This window comes from Agrobacterium sp. CFBP 3001 (assembly GCF_027871605.1).
Classification (GTDB): Bacteria; Pseudomonadota; Alphaproteobacteria; order Rhizobiales; family Rhizobiaceae; genus Agrobacterium; species Agrobacterium leguminum.
Map to the genome: position 1 here is coordinate 55,057 of NZ_JAQAHD010000009.1, position 14,617 is coordinate 69,673.

A 14,617-nucleotide genomic window follows, 5' to 3' on the forward strand; every position below is an offset into this window, starting at 1 on the left:
CGCCGTCGCCGGGTCGTTGCGCAAGGGATGGAATTGCAGTCTTGATGCGTCAAAATCTCGTCGCTGTCGATGTCGGCACCGCCAGCGCCCGGGCCGGCATTTTCGATCCGGCCGGCCGGCTGCTTGCCCGCTCCACCCATCCCATCCTGATGCAGAGGCCGCAGGAAAACCACGCCGAGCACGATTCCACCGACATATGGAAAGCGGTCTGCATCGTGGTGAGGGCAGCGCTTGCCGAGGCCGGTGTTTCACCGCACAGCATCGCCGCCATCGGTTTCGACGCCACCTGCTCGCTGGTCATCCGCGATGGGCGGGGTGAGCCGGTTTCGGTTTCCGTTACCGGTGAAGACCGGTTCGACACCATCGTCTGGCTCGATCACCGGGCGATATCGGAGGCCGATAGGCTGACGGCATCCGGCCACCGGGTGCTGGATTTTGCCGGCAACAGCGTCTCGCCGGAAATGCAGATGCCGAAGCTGATGTGGCTGAAGACGCATATGCCGGCAAGCTGGTCGCGCATGTCCTTCGCCTTCGATCTGGCGGATTTCCTGACGTGGAAGGCGACCGGTTCAGCGCAGCGTTCAAATTGCACACAGACGGCGAAGTGGAATTTTTTGGCGCAGGAAAATCCCGGCTGGCAGGCGGATTATCTCGAATTGGCGGGCCTTGCCGATTTGAGAGAGCGGGCAGGGCTGCCGGACACCACGGTAATGCCGGGTGATAGCATCGGCCCGCTTTCGCCCGAAGCCGCCGCCGAACTGGGTCTCGATACCGGCTGCCAGGTGGCGGCGGGCATGATCGACGCCTATGCCGGCGCGCTCGGTGCGCTGGGCGGCTGCCTGTCTGCGGATGTGGGCCGGCATGTGGCGCTGATCGCCGGTACATCGAGCTGCCTTGTCGCCATGTCGGAGCGGCAGATGCCCGGCCACAGCCTCTGGGGGCCCTATTGGCAGGCGATCCTGCCGGGTCACTGGCTGGTGGAGGGCGGGCAATCGGCCACCGGCGCGCTGCTCGACCATATCGTGCGCATGCATGCGGCAGGCGGTGAGCCGGATACGGCGCTACATGCCCGCATCGTTGCGCGGGTAACGGAATTGCGCGCGCTTGAGGGCGAGGCCTTCGCCGAGCGGCTGCATGTGCTGCCGGATTTCCACGGCAACCGCTCGCCGCTTGCCGACCCGCACGCCGTCGGCGTCATCAGCGGACTGACTTTGGATACGTCGTTCGACAGTCTCTGCCGTCTTTACTGGCGCACGGCCGTCGCCATTGCGCTTGGCGCCCGCCATGTGCTCGATGCGATGGAGCGTTTCGGTTATGCGGTGGAAAGCCTGCACGTTACCGGCGGGCATGTGAAGAACCCGCTGCTGATGGAGCTTTATGCCGATGTGACGGGCAAGCGCATCGTCGTTCCCGCCACCGCCGATGCGGTGCTGCTCGGCACGGCGATGACGGCGGCGACGGCCGGCGGGGTGCATGCGGACCTTGCGGCTGCAGGAGCCGCCATGTATCCGGGCAATGCAGAAATATCAGGCAATCCGGCGCGTGGCCCCCGTTATGAGCGGGATTACCGCCGTTTTCTCGCCATGCACCGCCATCGTCAGGAACTGGAAAGCCTTTGATTTTCTAAAGGCTAATGGCAGGCGTTGACGGCCGCCGCTCATTTCTTCTCCCCGCCGGAGAGAAGGTGGCCCGAAGGGCCGGATGAGGGGGAACGCCAGCGATTGACCGCACCCTAGCCCCCTCATCCCGCTGCCGCGACCTTCTCCCCGACGAGGAGAAAAAACGAGCGGTAACCACTCGATCCCTCGGCCCCGTATTGCCGCCAAACGCAATTAGCTGCGCAGCGAGCGTTTCAGGGCCGTGAGGTTCTTTGCCCTTGCCCTGCCGCTGTCATCGGCGCTGGCGCCAAGCGCACAGAGGGTAAATTCCAGCAGGGAGACCAGTTGCAGCAGGCCCTGGCCGCCATTCTGCGCCTGCGGCATGGCAAGGCAGAGATCTGCGCTTTCCGGTCCCCATTCATAAAAGCGTGTGGTGATCAGCAATGTCCTGTAGCCGCTCTTGCGCGCCATTGCCGACAGGCGTTGCAGGGGCGACAGGGCGCCGCCGCAATCCATGATGACGAGCAGCGCCTGCGCGGGGTCGAAATCCCACAGGGCCACATAGGCCGCGCTGTCGCTGCCGAGATAATGGATATGGCCCCGGCTCTCCAGAAGCCGCCCGTAAAAATGCCGCCCGGCATCGAGACCTTCCGGAGAGGTTGCCAGAAAAACATTGCCCGCCGTGGCGATCTCGTTCATGGCGACCCGCCAGATCGATTGGGTGGTCATGTCAAAAGCGGTCTGGATGGCCTGAATCTGCTGGGACAGAAGCTGTGAAAACGGGTTGGAATGGCGTTCGCCGCCCTCGGCCATGGCGGGTTGGTCAGCGCCGGCGGTTTCTTCGGCATGGCGCAGATCGGCGCGTATATCGCTGAATTGCCGGTATCCCAGCGAACGCAGGAAACGCCCGACCGTCATCGGACTGAGGCTGAGCTTGGCGGCCAGCGTCTGCGCCGTCTCGAACGGCAATTCGTCCAGATGTTCGATCAGATATTTGGCGATCTTGCGCTCTGAAGGGGTGCCTGCCTTCATGGCGCGCGTAAGGTTCAACAGCAGCTTTTCCACCAACGCCTCATTCTTTTATCTTTATTGAACGATGATGCATGCGCGCGCGCAAACGAGCGTGCGAACCGCAATTTGACGGTGGGGGATAGCTTTTCCGGCCTTGTCCTCCACCGGACCGGAATGCGAAATGTAATAGGTATATTATTATATTTTAGAGATACCTTTTATTCAAGAGAAATTCCATCTGCGGTTTAAAACCAGCCATTTGGCATCTTTCCGTCCGTCTTGCAGAGCGGGCGGGCAGCGCTTATCTCTCGTCTGGTAAGTGTGTTTCAACGCGAAAGGCGTCGAGGAGTTCCGGATGATTTTTGATGCGGCGAGGCTTGCCTTCCACAATCTCTTTGCCGCCGAAACCCGGTCGGTCTTCTGGAAGGTTCTGGGGCTCACGCTTCTCGTGCTTGCGGCGCTGTGGTTCGCCATTCGGTCGATCTTCGTTTATTTCGCCCTGCCGTGGGTGGATACGCTGATCCCCGGCGTGCCGGATTGGGCGGGCTGGTTGACCTTCGTTTTCGCCATTTTCGCCGGCATCGGGCTGGCGCTGGCGCTCGCGCTGCTCATTTCGCCGGTCACCGCCGTCATTGCCGGCCTGTTTCTCGACGATGTCGCCGAAGTGGTTGAGAAAAAGAGCTATCCGAACGATCCTCCGGGCAAGGCGATGCCGGTCGGCGAGGCCGTTCTGTCGTCCATCAAGTTCTTCGGTGTCGTTATTGCCGGCAACATTGTCGCGCTGTTGCTGCTTCTGGTGCCGGGTATCAATCTCATCGCGTTTTTTCTGGTGAACGGCTATCTGCTCGGCCGGGAATTCTTCGAATTCGCGGCGATGCGCTTCCGCTCGCCCGCCGAAGCGAGGTTGTTCCGTTCCAAACACCGCACCACCGTTTTCATGGCCGGGCTGGTGATAGCGGCCTTCCTGGCGGTGCCGTTCCTCAACCTGTTGACGCCGCTTTTTGCCGCCTCGATGATGGTGCATCTGCACAAGGCCGTCAGCCGGCGCGATCCCTCATTCGCTAGCGGCCGCACCGAACAACTGCGCGGGTAATTCCACCAGCGGCGCTGGAATATCGAAGGTCTTTTCCGGCGATTTGCAGATATCGGCAATCACGCAGCGTTCGCATTCCGGCTTGCGCGCCTTGCAGCAATAACGCCCGTGCAGGATCAGCCAGTGATGGGCATGGAACAGATATTGTTCGGGAATGATGCGGATCAGCCGGTCTTCAACCTCGTCAGGGGTTTTGCCCGGCGCAAGACAGAGCCGGTTGGCAATGCGGAAGACGTGTGTATCCACCGCAAGCGTGGGCACGCCGAAGGCCATGGACATCACCACATTGGCCGTCTTGCGGCCCACACCCGGCAGGGTCACCAGCTCCTCGCGGGTTTTCGGCACCTCGCCGCCGAAATTGTCGATCAGCATCTGCGACAGGGCAATGACGTTTTTCGCCTTGTTGCGGTAAAGCCCGATGGTCTTGATATAACCGATCAGTTCTTCCTCGCCGAGCGCCAGCATCTTTTCCGGCGTATCGGCCACCTTGAACAGCGCGCGCGTGGCCCGGTTCACGCCCACATCGGTCGCCTGCGCGGAAAGCGCCACAGCCACCAGCAGGGTGAAGGGATTGGTATGTTCCAGCTCGCCTTTCGGCTCCGGCCGCTGAATGGAAAAGCGCCGGAAGATTTCGGTAAGCTCGTCCTTCGAATAGGCCGTTTTCACCCGCGCCGGCTTGCGCGCGGATGCCGGATTTGACTTTTTCAATGTTTGGGTGCTGGATCGTTTTTTGGCGACTGTCATGGACTATCTATAGCCAGCCCGCCCTGAGGAAAGCAACGTGGATACGCTCAACGACCAGCCGATTTTCGCGGCGGAACTCGTTCCGCACCGTTCGCTTGGCAGAAGGGGTTTCCGGCTGCTCCTGCTTTTCTCCGGCCTGGCCTGCCTTGTCTATGGCGGCTTTTTCCTCGCCACCGGGGCATGGCCGGTCGGCCTGTTCTTCGGGCTGGATTTCCTGCTGCTTTATGCCGCCTTCCGCGCCAATTACCGGGCGGCGAAGGCGCGGGAAGAGGTCAGCGTCTCGCGCACCAGCCTGTCGATCCGCAAATTTTCTCCCGCCGGTCGGATGGTGGAGCATCGCTTCAATCCCTTCTGGGCGCGTTTCAGGGTGAGGCGGCATGACGAGATCGGCATCGTCTCCATGCATGTGACGGGTGAAGGCCGGGCAACCGACATCGGTTCGTTTCTCAATCCGGATGACCGGGAAAGTTTCGCGAAGGCGTTTGGCGGTGCGCTGGCGACTGTCAGGCGGCGGATGTAAGAGGATAATCCAGCTCTCCCTCCGTCATTCCGGCCCTGAGCCGGAATCCAGCCGACGCGCGTCCGCGCGGCGGAAAAGACTCCTTTCAGCCCAAGGACTTGGGCTGGCTGGATACCGGCTCGAGGCCGGTATGACGGTAGAAATGGAGCAGGGCGCAAGAAACGGGTGGAGACGAAGTCGCTTTAATGGTTTTCTCCTACCCGTTAGGAGATTTGCGATGAACGCCAATATTACGCTGAACGAAGACATCACCCCCATCGGATCGGATTACGACACGGTGCGCGGGGTTATCGAGCTTTTGACGCTGGATTATCGCGAGCAGCCCTCCCTCGAAGCCATTGCCGCAGAGCTCGGCCAGTCGCCGACGCAATTGCAGAAGACCTTCACCCGCTGGGCCGGCCTTTCGCCCAAGGCATTCCTGCAGGCCGTAACGCTCGATCATGCCAAGCGGCTGTTGCGCGAAGAGGATTTGCCGCTGCTGGAAACCTCCATTGAGGTCGGTATGTCTGGCCCCGGACGCCTGCACGATCTGTTCGTTACCCATGAGGCCATGTCGCCCGACGAATGGAAGGCCAAGGGCGGCGGGCTGACGATCCGTTACGGTTTCCACACCTCGCCCTTCGGTCTTGCGCTGGTCATGGTGACCGATCGTGGCCTTGCCGGCTGCGCCTTTGCCGATCCGGGCGAAGAAAGGGCGTGTTTCGAGGACATGGCCGGCCGCTGGCCGAATGCGGACTATGTCGAGGATCGCGAAGCGACGGCGCCCTATGCCGCGCGCATCTTCGACCCGTCCATGTGGTCGGCGGACAGGCCGCTGCGCGTCGTGCTGCTCGGCACGGATTTTCAGGTGCGGGTTTGGGAAAGCCTCCTGAAAATCCCGATGGGCCGCGCGGTTACCTATTCGCACATCGCCTGCGATATCGGCCAGCCCACCGCGTCGCGTGCGGTCGGTGCTGCGGTCGGGGCAAACCCGGTGTCCTTCGTGGTTCCCTGTCATCGCGCTGTCGGTAAAAGTGGGGCTCTGACGGGCTATCACTGGGGCCTGACCCGCAAGCGGGCGATGCTCGGCTGGGAAACGGGGAAGGTGTGAGGCGAGGCTTGGATTGTCTTTGCCGATCTGCCTGGGATCGGTTATTCTTGGCCCATGAAAAGCACGATTGAACTTCCCGACGATCTTAAACACCGGCTGGATATCTTGGCCGAGCGCTCGAACTCGACTCCAAGCCGCATCATAGAAGATGCGCTTTCTCATGGACGTTCTCTGGCATGGCAGGAGAAATGGACGAGCGGCGTGAGGGCAGGGTTGGCGGAGGCCGATGCCGGGGAGTTTGTTACTGAAGAAGAAATCAACGTCGTTCTGAATAAATATGCCAAGGCCTGAAACGCGTGCGGTTGGTTTGGACGCGGCGTTATCTCCGGGAGCTTGATGCTATAGGCGACTATATCGCCGAACGTAATCCGCGTGCGGCAGTAAAAGTCGTTAGGGCAATTCACCAGACGACGGCACGTCTTTTGTCCGATAATCCTCATTTAGGACGCAGTGGCGAAATCGAAGGGACTAGGGAGCTGGTTATTTCCGGCCTGCCCTACATCGTTGCCTATCGCGTGACGGAGCAACAGGTCGAAATCCTGTTCGTGCAACATGCCGCTCGCGAATGGCCCGACGAGGCCTAAACCAGCTCCATCAACGCCCGCGCTGCCGCCTCGTCTGTTATCAGCGTATTGCACCCGATCCGCTTGATCGTGGCGCGGATGGCGATGGCGCGGTGGGCGCCGCCGGAGGCCAGCACGATGTGTTTGGCCTTGCGCAGCGTGTCGAGATCGATTGCCATGGCGCGCTGGTTGATCGGGTGATCGACCGAGCGACCTTCGGCATCGATGAAATTGAACATGGTGTCGCAGACGCAGCCGGCATCGATGAGTTCCTGCAGCGTCGCTTTCGAAATGAAGCCTTCCGACAGCGAGGTCGAATGCGGGCCGATATCGCCGCAGGAGACGATGGCGAGATCGAGCGTTTCGGCGAGATCGTAAAGCGTCGCAAGCCCGCATTTTTCGATCAGCGCCCGTTTGGTCTCAACCGAATCCACCAGAAGCGGCGCAAGGAACATGTAACATTCCGCTCCGAGCGCGCTCGCCAGCCGCCAGGTGTAATCCAGCGGGTTGGTCTGGTGCACGGCGACGATACCGCCGAGCAGCGAGACGACCTTGCAATTTTCCCGGCGCGGCGGGCGGAAGCTGGAGAGCGAAGCGGTCATGGTGCGGCCCCAGCCGACGCCAATGGTGGCCTCATTCGGCACCGCTTCTGAGAGGAATTGCCCGAGCGCCAGCCCGACGGCCTTGGCCGTGCCTTCGGCGTTCGCCTTATCCGGGGAAGGGATGATCACCGCCTCGTCCAGCCCGTAGGCCGCCTCCAGCCGGCCGGCCAGCTCGACGAAATCCTCAATGCCTTCGTTGATCCATATCTGCACTTCGGAGCGCTTCATCGCCTCGTCCAGAAGGCGGATGACGGTGGAGCGGCTGATGCCCAGTTTCTCGGCGACATCCTTCTGCGTCATGCCCTGATTATAATAGAGCCATGCGGCGCGCAGCCGCAGAGACGCCGCTTCCAAATAGGCCGTATGGGTTTCTCTTCTCAGTTTCGCCACGGTTTCCGCCATTCTTTATGAGCGACCGAGTATCGCAGGCGTGAAACTTATGTCAATTGCGATGCGCAAATGTCTTGACTTTCGACCGTGCCGCTTGCGATAGTCGGAGCCGGACAAACCGCGATTTCGGCCTTGGGCGCACCCCCGGTGCGGGAACGAAATGACGGCTGAGCAAGTTTTCAAGAGATCATGAAGGATCATCAGATATGACATCCAAACTCGAACAACTTCGCGCCATCACCACGGTCGTTGCCGATACCGGCGATATCGAGGCGGTTGCGCGCCTGAAGCCGGTGGATTGCACCACCAACCCCACCATCGTTCTCAAAGCGCTCGGCACACCGGCCTTTGCCGATGCGGTGAAGGAAGCCGTCGCATGGGGCAAGAAGCAGGGCGGCCAGTCTGACGCCGTGGTTGCCGCCGTTGCCGACCGTCTCGCCATTTCCGTGGGCGCGGCGCTTGCCGGCCTCGTTCCGGGCCGTGTGTCGACCGAAGTCGATGCCGACCTTTCCTTCGATACGCAAGCCTCCATCACCAAGGCGCGCCACATCATTGCCGCCTATAAGGAGCGCGGCATCGAGCGTGAACGTATCCTCATCAAGCTCGCCTCCACCTGGGAAGGCATCAAGGCTGCCGAGGTTCTCCAGTCCGAAGGCATCGACTGCAACCTGACCCTGCTGTTCTCGCAGGCACAGGCGATTGCCTGCGCCGAAGCCAAGGTCTTCCTCATCTCGCCCTTCGTTGGCCGTATCCTCGACTGGTACAAGAAGTCCACCGGTGAGACCTACACCGCCGAGACCGATCCGGGCGTCGTTTCTGTGCGCAGCATCTACAATTACTACAAGGCCAATGGCATCAGCACCGTCGTCATGGGCGCTTCCTTCCGCAATGTCGGCGAAATCGAAGCGCTGGCCGGTTGCGACCGCCTGACGATCAGCCCGGCGCTGCTGGAAGAGCTGGACAAGGACAGCGGCAAGCTGGAGCGCAAGCTTTCGCCCGACAATGTCAAGGCAGAGCCGCTGCAGTCGCTCGACGAGAAGGCATTCCGCTGGGCGCTCAACGAAGATGCGATGGCCACCGAGAAGCTCTCGGAAGGCATCCGCCTCTTCGCCAAGGATCTGGTGACGCTGCGCGAAATGGTCCGCAAGGAACTGACGCTGGCTGCGGCCTGATACAAAAAGGGGGAACCATCCACGTTCCCCCTGCGTTTAAGAGATATAAATCTCCAGTCACTCAAAACGCGATCGGGTCCCTGCCGGTCGCGTTTTTTTGTGCGTTTCAGAAATTTCCGTTTCCCGTCGCCACTTCGGAAATCCGCTTTGCCGCCTCGCGGATCAGCGCTTCACAGGCCTCGCGTGTCGGGGCCTTGCCGCCAAGCGGGGTAATATAGGGGCAGGTGATGACCGCAAGCGCCGTGCCGTCCAGCGTCAGCACCGGGGCGGAAATATTGCGCACGCCGGCGGTCTGAAGGCTGTCCATGGATTCGAAACCGTTTTTGCGCACCTCCGCCAGCCGCCCGGCAAGGTCCGGCGGCACGGTTTCGCCGCTGCCGCGCACCTGTTCAGTTATCATGATCTGGCGCTGCGCTTCCGTCTGGAAGGCCAGAAGCACATGGCCGGAGCCGGTGTGGAACAGGCTCATCTGCGCGCCGACCCGCATGGACATGGCCCAGTAGGTGGACGATTCCTGCTGGGCGATGACAACGACGCTGCCGCGATCATAAACCGCCAGATGACAGGCCTGCTCGGCGCTTGCCGAAAAATCGCGCATGACCGGTGCGGCGAAAGAAACCAGCCGGCGGATCGGCGCGTGGAAATGCGCCAGCCCGAACATCTTCAGCGTCAGTGAGAAGCGGTCTCCGTCAAGTCGCTGCACATAGCCGCGGCGCACCAGCCGGTCCAGCATGCGATAAAGCTCGTTCGGGCTTTTGCCGATAGACTTGGCGATCTCGATCTGCGTCAGCCCGCCATCGGTACGGGCCAGAAGTTCGAGAATGTCCAGACCCTTGTCGAGGGCGGGAGCGCGATATCTTTCGCTGTCGTCGTCGGTCATCTGGCCTCGATGGTGTTTTGCGCGGTCGCCGGGTGGGCAGCCTGAAAATATGGTTGCCCGATAGCCGACATCGACGCAAGTTTGCTTGACGCCATATGAATACCGCGTTTACATATGAATTGTCGATCCATATTTGAGATCATCGAAATTCAGCGGTCCGGTGCCTGAAGGGCGGGCGGGCCTTAGCGGGAGGCTATTCATGGTGCAGGATTTTAACGGCCGGACAGTGGTGATCACCGCCGCCGGTCAGGGTATCGGCCGGGCCGCGGCCGAGCGGTTCGTCTCGCTCGGTGCGCGCGTCATCGCCACCGATATCAACGAACAGGCGCTTTCGACGCTGAAGGGTGCGGAAACCCGGGTTCTGAACGTGCTGGATGGCGATGGCGTCAAGGATTTCGCCGCCGATATCGGCCATGCGGATGTGCTGTTCAACTGCGCGGGTTTCGTTCATTCCGGCACCATTCTCGATTGCGAAGAGAAGGACTGGGATTTCTCCTTCGATCTCAACGCCAAGGCCATGTATCGCACCTGCCGCGCCTTCCTGCCCGGCATGCTGGAAAAGGGCAAGGGCGCAATCGTCAACATGTCTTCCGTCGCTTCCAGTGTGAAGGGCGTGCCGAACCGTTTCGCCTATACCGCCTCCAAGGCGGCCGTGGTGGGTCTGACCAAGGCCATCGCCGCCGATTTCGTGACAAAGGGCATTCGCTGCAACGCCATCTGCCCCGGCACGGTCGATAGCCCGTCCCTGCATGACCGCCTGCGCGCCACGGGCAATTACGAACAGGCGCTGGCCGATTTCATCGCCCGCCAGCCGATGGGCCGTATCGCCACGCCGGAAGAAATCGCGGCGCTGGTTACCTATCTCGCTTCGGACGAGGCAGGTTTCACCACCGGCCAGATTCACGTCATTGACGGCGGCTGGACTGGCTGAATCTTTTTAAGGGAGAGAGGAGAGGCGACCGGCGTGAAAACCGGTCGCCTTTTTTCATTCAGACGACGGCGCTTCCGGCCATCAGTGCAAGCACGAGGAAGACCAGGAAGATCACCACGGCGATGAAGAACAGGATTCGGGCCACGCCCGCCGCGGCTGCCGAAATGCCGGTAAAGCCGAATACGCCCGCGATCAAAGAGATAACAAAGAAAATAAGAGCCCACTTCAGCATGGCGCTTCCCCTTTTGCATAATTTCCCGAGCTCGCCGCCCCGCGACAGGCTCGGTAAAATGACGCGCAAAAGGCGAAAATGTTCCATACGCCCGCAAAAATCGTTATTTTAGAGTGTTTTCGCTTTTCTTCGAACAGCGAAAACACTCTAACTCTTGTTTTGGCGCATTTCCGGACGGAAAACCGGGGTCCACTTTTCCTGGAAATGCTCTAGAAACCTGTTTCCCCTGCTGCATCGATCCTCCTCGCCTTCAAGGTGGTGCGGATGAAGGTGGCAACGAAAGCAAGGCTCATGAACATGACGATAGTGGGGGCCGGCGCGCTGTCGATGAGGAAGCTCAGCCATATGCCTGCCAGCGATGAGGTTATCGCCACCGCAATGGCCACCAGCAGCATGGCGGAAAAACGCCGGGTCAGCAGGAAGGCGATTGCGCCCGGCGCGACCAGCATGGCGACCGAGAGGATGATACCCACCGCCTTCAGCGCCCCGACGACGGTGAGCGACAGAACCATCAGCAGACCGTAATGCAGCACCCGCACTGGCAGGCCGATGGCTTTCGCATGCTGCGCATCGAAGGCGTTGACCAGCAGATCCTTGCGGAGAATGCCGAGAAACAGCGTGGCGAAAAGTGCGATCAGGCCCGTCTCCAGCATGTCCGACGGCGCAATGCCCAGCATGTCGCCGAAGAGGATGTGGTCGAGATGCACATCGCTCTGCACTTTCACATAAAGCACCAGCCCCAGCCCGAACATGCCGGAAAAAACGATGCCCAGCACCGTGTCTTCCTTGATGCGGCTGTTTTCCTTGATGAAACCGGTGCCGAGCGCGCAGATCATGCCGGCGATGAAGGCGCCGATGGAAAGCGGGATGTTGACGATATAGGCCAGCACCACACCGGGCAGCACGGCGTGGGAAACCGCATCCCCCATCAGCGACCAGCCCTTCAACACCAGAAAACAGGAGAGCATCGCCATCGGCACCGCGATCATCAGGGTGATGACGAAGGCATATTGCATGAAGGGCAGCTGAAACGGCAGGATGGCGAGTTCGAGATAGTCGCTCATGGCGTCTCCTCCAGCGCCCTGCGTGCCTTGGCGCGGGAAGCGAGAAGCCCGTGCTTGGGCGCGAAAAAGAAGGCAGCAAGGAATATCGCGGTCTGCAGCACGACGATGACGCCGCCGGTCGCACCGTCGAGGAAATAGCTGAGGTAAGCGCCGACGAAGCTGGTGGCCGCGCCGATGATGAGGCTCATCAGGATCAGCCGCTCGAAACGGTCGGTCAGCAGATAGGCGGTGGCGCCCGGCGTCACCACCATGGCGACGACGAGGAAGGCCCCAACGGTCTGGAGGGCGGCAACCGTGGAAGCGGCAAGCAGGGTGAAGAAGATCACCTTCAGCACTTCCGGCTTCAGCCCCACGGTGCGGGCGTGGTTCTCATCAAAGAACACCACCATGAAGTCACGCCATTTCAGCGCCAGCACGATGAGGCTGATGCCGCCGATCAGCGCGAGCTGGATGGTGTCTTCGGCGGTGATTGCGAGAATATTGCCGAGCACAATGGTCTGGATATTCACCGAGGTGGGCGAGAGCGACACCATGAACAGCCCGAGCCCGAAAAACGAGGTGAAGATCAACCCGATGATCGCGTCTTCCTTCAACCGCGTCTTCTGGTTCAGGAACAGCATGGAACCGGCCGCAAGCCCGCCGGAAAGGAACGCGCCGAGCGAAAAGGGCAGGCCCAGCATATAGGCGCCCGCCACGCCCGGAACGATGGCATGGGAAAGCGCATCGCCGATCAGCGACCAGCCCTTCAGCATCAGATAGGCCGAGAGAAAGCCGCAGACGCCGCCCACCAGTGCGCTGACCCAGATGGCGTTCAGCATGTAACCATAGGTGAAAGGCTCAAGAAGGCTGTTTATCATCGACTTTTTCTTTCGGAGCCTGCGGATCATGTCCGTTCTGGCCATTCTTGCCGTAGATCACGAAAGGCCGCTCGTCATCGGTGATGACCTTCACCCGGCGCGGATCGGCGTCGTTATGCAGGTCTGCCCCGCCAAGCACGAAGTGGCGCAGGCTGCCGCCGAAGGCTTTTTGCAGGTTCTGCTCGTTGAAGGTATCCGCCGTCTTGCCCGATGCCAGCACCGTGCCCTTGACGAAGACGGCGCGGTCACAGAATTCCGGCACGCTGCCGAGATTATGGGTGGAGACCAGCATGACGCGGCCCTCATCGCGCAGCGCCTTCAAAAGCGCGACGATCTGCTCTTCCGTTGTCACATCGACACCGGTGAAAGGCTCGTCCAGCAGGATCACCTGACCCTCCTGCGCCAGCGCGCGGGCCAGAAACACCCGCTTCTTCTGCCCGCCGGAGAGTTCGCCGATCTGGCGCTTGCGATAGTCCAGCATATTGACGCGTTTCAGCGCCTCTTCGACCATGTGATGGTCGCGTTTCGAGGGGATGCGCAGGAAATTCATGTGGCCGTAACGGCCCATCATCACCACATCCTCCACCAGCACCGGAAAGCTCCAGTCCACCTCCTCGGCCTGCGGCACATAAGCGACGAGGTTTTTCCTGAGCGCTTCCTTCACCGGCAGGTCGAAAATAGAGACGGAGCCGGCGGCGAGCGGCACGAAACCCATGATCGCTTTGAAAATCGTGGACTTGCCGGCGCCATTGACGCCGACAAGTGCAGTGATCGTTCCGCGGGGGATGGAAAAGCTGGCATTTCTTAATGCGGTGTGGCCGTTTCGATAGGTCACTGTCGCATTTTGAACCGTCAGGCCGCCGCCTGATTTTTTACTGCCCATTCTCATGAAGACAGCCCCTTGGCAATGGTTTCGCTGGTCACGCGCAAAAGGTCCAGATAGGTCGGAACCGGGCCGTCCGCCTCGCTTAGCGAGTCCACATAGAGGATGCCGCCATAGGCCGCACCGGTTTCCTTGGCCACCTGCTCTGCGGGATCGGCGGAAACCGTGCTTTCGCTGAAGATGACGTGGATATTGTGCTCGCGCATGGCGTCGATCACGCCGCGCACCTGCTGCGGTGTGCCCTGGCTGTCGGCATTGACCGGCCACAGGAACAGTTCCTTCAGGCCGAAATCGCGGGCGAGATAAGAAAACGCGCCTTCGCTCGTTACCAACCAGCGCTTGTTTTCCGGCAGAACGGAAAGCGTGTCGCGGATCGGCTGCACGGTGGCTCTGATCTTGTCCGAATAGGCCTTGGCATTGGCGGCATAGACATCGGCATGGGCAGGGTCGATCTCGGTCAGGCCCTTGCGGATATTTTCCACGTAGATCAAGGCGTTATCGGGCGACATCCAGGCGTGCGGATTGGGTTTTCCCTGATAGGCGCCGCCGCTGATGGCCATCGGTTCCACGCCGTCGCTCACCGTCACGCTCGGCACGCCGGAAAGGTTGGCCAGGAACTTTTCAAACCACAATTCCAGATTGAGGCCATTGCGAAGCACCAGATCGGCCTTGCGGGCTTTGAGAATATCGCGCGGCGTTGGCTGGTAGTTGTGAATTTCAGCGCCCGGCTTGGTAATGCTTTCCACCTCGGCCGCATCGCCCGCCACATTGCGCGCCATGTCGGCGATGATGGTGAAGGTCGTCACGACAGTCGGCTTTTCCTGAGCAACGGCAGCGCCGGGCAGAAAAAGCGAAAAAGCGAAAATCGCGTGGCGGATTTTATGGAAGTTCACGGGGCTCACCAGATTTTGTTGCGATTAATTCGCAATACCATCTATTATAAAATCACGCTTGTCAACGCTATTGCAAATCATTCGCAAATTAGTG

At 60.5% G+C, this 14,617-nt stretch carries 17 protein-coding genes; 8 read left to right on the forward strand and 9 right to left on the reverse strand.

The window, feature by feature from the left end; all coding sequences use genetic code 11:
- The first annotated feature begins 44 nt into the window (after positions 1-44).
- Positions 45-1,619 carry an FGGY-family carbohydrate kinase gene (locus PH605_RS13310; protein ID WP_161987899.1) on the forward strand — a complete coding sequence of 525 codons (1,575 nt, stop codon included), beginning with the start codon at positions 45-47 and terminating at the stop codon, positions 1,617-1,619.
- Positions 1,620-1,832: 213 nt separating this feature from the next.
- On the opposite strand, the gene PH605_RS13315 is transcribed toward PH605_RS13310, so the two are convergent.
- Positions 1,833-2,666, reverse strand: coding sequence for a MurR/RpiR family transcriptional regulator (locus tag PH605_RS13315; RefSeq protein WP_125146079.1), 834 nt, complete (start codon positions 2,664-2,666; stop codon positions 1,833-1,835).
- Positions 2,667-2,964: 298 nt separating this feature from the next.
- Here PH605_RS13315 and PH605_RS13320 point away from each other — a divergent pair, with 298 nt between their 5' ends.
- Positions 2,965-3,702, forward strand: coding sequence for a sulfate transporter family protein (locus tag PH605_RS13320; protein ID WP_142845225.1), 738 nt, complete (start codon positions 2,965-2,967; stop codon positions 3,700-3,702).
- Here the strand turns inward: PH605_RS13320 and nth are convergent.
- Positions 3,664-4,446 carry an endonuclease III gene (nth, locus tag PH605_RS13325; protein ID WP_035239600.1) on the reverse strand — a complete coding sequence of 261 codons (783 nt, stop codon included), beginning with the start codon at positions 4,444-4,446 and terminating at the stop codon, positions 3,664-3,666. The genes PH605_RS13320 and nth overlap by 39 nt on opposite strands.
- Positions 4,447-4,483: 37 nt before the next feature.
- Between nth and PH605_RS13330 the strand changes: the two genes are divergently transcribed.
- The 4 genes from PH605_RS13330 (at position 4,484) to PH605_RS13345 (ending at position 6,640) form a co-directional block, all read left to right on the forward strand.
- Positions 4,484-4,966, forward strand: coding sequence for a DUF2244 domain-containing protein (locus tag PH605_RS13330; RefSeq protein ID WP_003523126.1), 483 nt, complete (start codon positions 4,484-4,486; stop codon positions 4,964-4,966).
- Positions 4,967-5,183: 217 nt separating this feature from the next.
- Positions 5,184-6,056, forward strand: coding sequence for a bifunctional helix-turn-helix domain-containing protein/methylated-DNA--[protein]-cysteine S-methyltransferase (locus PH605_RS13335; protein WP_271040149.1), 873 nt, complete (start codon positions 5,184-5,186; stop codon positions 6,054-6,056).
- Positions 6,057-6,110: 54 nt separating this feature from the next.
- On the forward strand, positions 6,111-6,347 hold the full coding sequence (locus PH605_RS13340; RefSeq protein ID WP_035228253.1) for a CopG family ribbon-helix-helix protein: 237 nt from the start codon (positions 6,111-6,113) through the stop codon (positions 6,345-6,347).
- A 5-nt stretch (positions 6,348-6,352) separates the two neighbouring features.
- The gene (locus PH605_RS13345) at positions 6,353-6,640 is read left to right on the forward strand and encodes a type II toxin-antitoxin system RelE/ParE family toxin (protein ID WP_059759532.1); all 288 of its coding nucleotides are present in this window, start codon (positions 6,353-6,355) and stop codon (positions 6,638-6,640) included.
- Here the strand turns inward: PH605_RS13345 and PH605_RS13350 are convergent.
- A complete protein-coding gene (locus tag PH605_RS13350) occupies positions 6,637-7,611 on the reverse strand; it encodes a sugar-binding transcriptional regulator (protein WP_161987895.1) in 975 nt (324 codons plus the stop codon). The genes PH605_RS13345 and PH605_RS13350 overlap by 4 nt on opposite strands.
- Before the next feature lie 206 nt (positions 7,612-7,817).
- Between PH605_RS13350 and tal the strand changes: the two genes are divergently transcribed.
- Positions 7,818-8,783, forward strand: a complete 966-nt coding sequence (gene tal / locus PH605_RS13355) for a transaldolase (protein ID WP_065656345.1) — start codon at positions 7,818-7,820, stop codon at positions 8,781-8,783.
- 106 nt (positions 8,784-8,889) lie between these two features.
- On the opposite strand, the gene PH605_RS13360 is transcribed toward tal, so the two are convergent.
- The gene (locus PH605_RS13360; protein ID WP_142845223.1) at positions 8,890-9,663 is read right to left on the reverse strand and encodes an IclR family transcriptional regulator; all 774 of its coding nucleotides are present in this window, start codon (positions 9,661-9,663) and stop codon (positions 8,890-8,892) included.
- Between the two features lie 199 nt (positions 9,664-9,862).
- Between PH605_RS13360 and PH605_RS13365 the strand changes: the two genes are divergently transcribed.
- Positions 9,863-10,594, forward strand: coding sequence for an SDR family oxidoreductase (locus tag PH605_RS13365; RefSeq protein WP_065656346.1), 732 nt, complete (start codon positions 9,863-9,865; stop codon positions 10,592-10,594).
- Positions 10,595-10,652: 58 nt separating this feature from the next.
- On the opposite strand, the gene PH605_RS13370 is transcribed toward PH605_RS13365, so the two are convergent.
- From PH605_RS13370 to PH605_RS13390, 5 genes are all read right to left on the reverse strand, one after another.
- On the reverse strand, positions 10,653-10,826 hold the full coding sequence (locus tag PH605_RS13370; RefSeq protein ID WP_003499086.1) for a DUF1328 domain-containing protein: 174 nt from the start codon (positions 10,824-10,826) through the stop codon (positions 10,653-10,655).
- Between the two features lie 209 nt (positions 10,827-11,035).
- Positions 11,036-11,890 carry a metal ABC transporter permease gene (locus tag PH605_RS13375; RefSeq protein ID WP_142845222.1) on the reverse strand — a complete coding sequence of 285 codons (855 nt, stop codon included), beginning with the start codon at positions 11,888-11,890 and terminating at the stop codon, positions 11,036-11,038.
- The gene (locus PH605_RS13380) at positions 11,887-12,747 is read right to left on the reverse strand and encodes a metal ABC transporter permease (protein WP_142845221.1); all 861 of its coding nucleotides are present in this window, start codon (positions 12,745-12,747) and stop codon (positions 11,887-11,889) included. The genes PH605_RS13375 and PH605_RS13380 overlap by 4 nt, the downstream gene beginning before the upstream one ends.
- Complete coding sequence (locus PH605_RS13385; protein WP_065656349.1) at positions 12,728-13,636, reverse strand: manganese/iron ABC transporter ATP-binding protein; 909 nt, start codon at positions 13,634-13,636, stop codon at positions 12,728-12,730. Before PH605_RS13385 ends, PH605_RS13380 begins: the two co-directional genes overlap by 20 nt.
- The gene (locus tag PH605_RS13390; protein ID WP_065656350.1) at positions 13,633-14,523 is read right to left on the reverse strand and encodes a metal ABC transporter substrate-binding protein; all 891 of its coding nucleotides are present in this window, start codon (positions 14,521-14,523) and stop codon (positions 13,633-13,635) included. The genes PH605_RS13385 and PH605_RS13390 overlap by 4 nt, the downstream gene beginning before the upstream one ends.
- Positions 14,524-14,617 lie beyond the last annotated feature (94 nt).

What these genes read in the sequence shown, in the direction of transcription:
- PH605_RS13335 (WP_271040149.1), top strand. Translation starts at nt 5,184, where the DNA reads ATGAACGCCAATATTACGCTGAACGAAGACATCACCCCCATCGGATCG.
- PH605_RS13370 (WP_003499086.1), bottom strand. Translation starts at nt 10,826, where the DNA reads ATGCTGAAGTGGGCTCTTATTTTCTTTGTTATCTCTTTGATCGCGGGC.
- PH605_RS13385 (WP_065656349.1), bottom strand. Translation starts at nt 13,636, where the DNA reads ATGAGAATGGGCAGTAAAAAATCAGGCGGCGGCCTGACGGTTCAAAAT.
- nth (WP_035239600.1), bottom strand. Translation starts at nt 4,446, where the DNA reads ATGACAGTCGCCAAAAAACGATCCAGCACCCAAACATTGAAAAAGTCA.
- PH605_RS13380 (WP_142845221.1), bottom strand. Translation starts at nt 12,747, where the DNA reads ATGATAAACAGCCTTCTTGAGCCTTTCACCTATGGTTACATGCTGAAC.
- PH605_RS13340 (WP_035228253.1), top strand. Translation starts at nt 6,111, where the DNA reads ATGAAAAGCACGATTGAACTTCCCGACGATCTTAAACACCGGCTGGAT.
- PH605_RS13360 (WP_142845223.1), bottom strand. Translation starts at nt 9,663, where the DNA reads ATGACCGACGACGACAGCGAAAGATATCGCGCTCCCGCCCTCGACAAG.
- PH605_RS13320 (WP_142845225.1), top strand. Translation starts at nt 2,965, where the DNA reads ATGATTTTTGATGCGGCGAGGCTTGCCTTCCACAATCTCTTTGCCGCC.
- PH605_RS13375 (WP_142845222.1), bottom strand. Translation starts at nt 11,890, where the DNA reads ATGAGCGACTATCTCGAACTCGCCATCCTGCCGTTTCAGCTGCCCTTC.
- PH605_RS13310 (WP_161987899.1), top strand. Translation starts at nt 45, where the DNA reads ATGCGTCAAAATCTCGTCGCTGTCGATGTCGGCACCGCCAGCGCCCGG.
- PH605_RS13365 (WP_065656346.1), top strand. Translation starts at nt 9,863, where the DNA reads ATGGTGCAGGATTTTAACGGCCGGACAGTGGTGATCACCGCCGCCGGT.
- tal (WP_065656345.1), top strand. Translation starts at nt 7,818, where the DNA reads ATGACATCCAAACTCGAACAACTTCGCGCCATCACCACGGTCGTTGCC.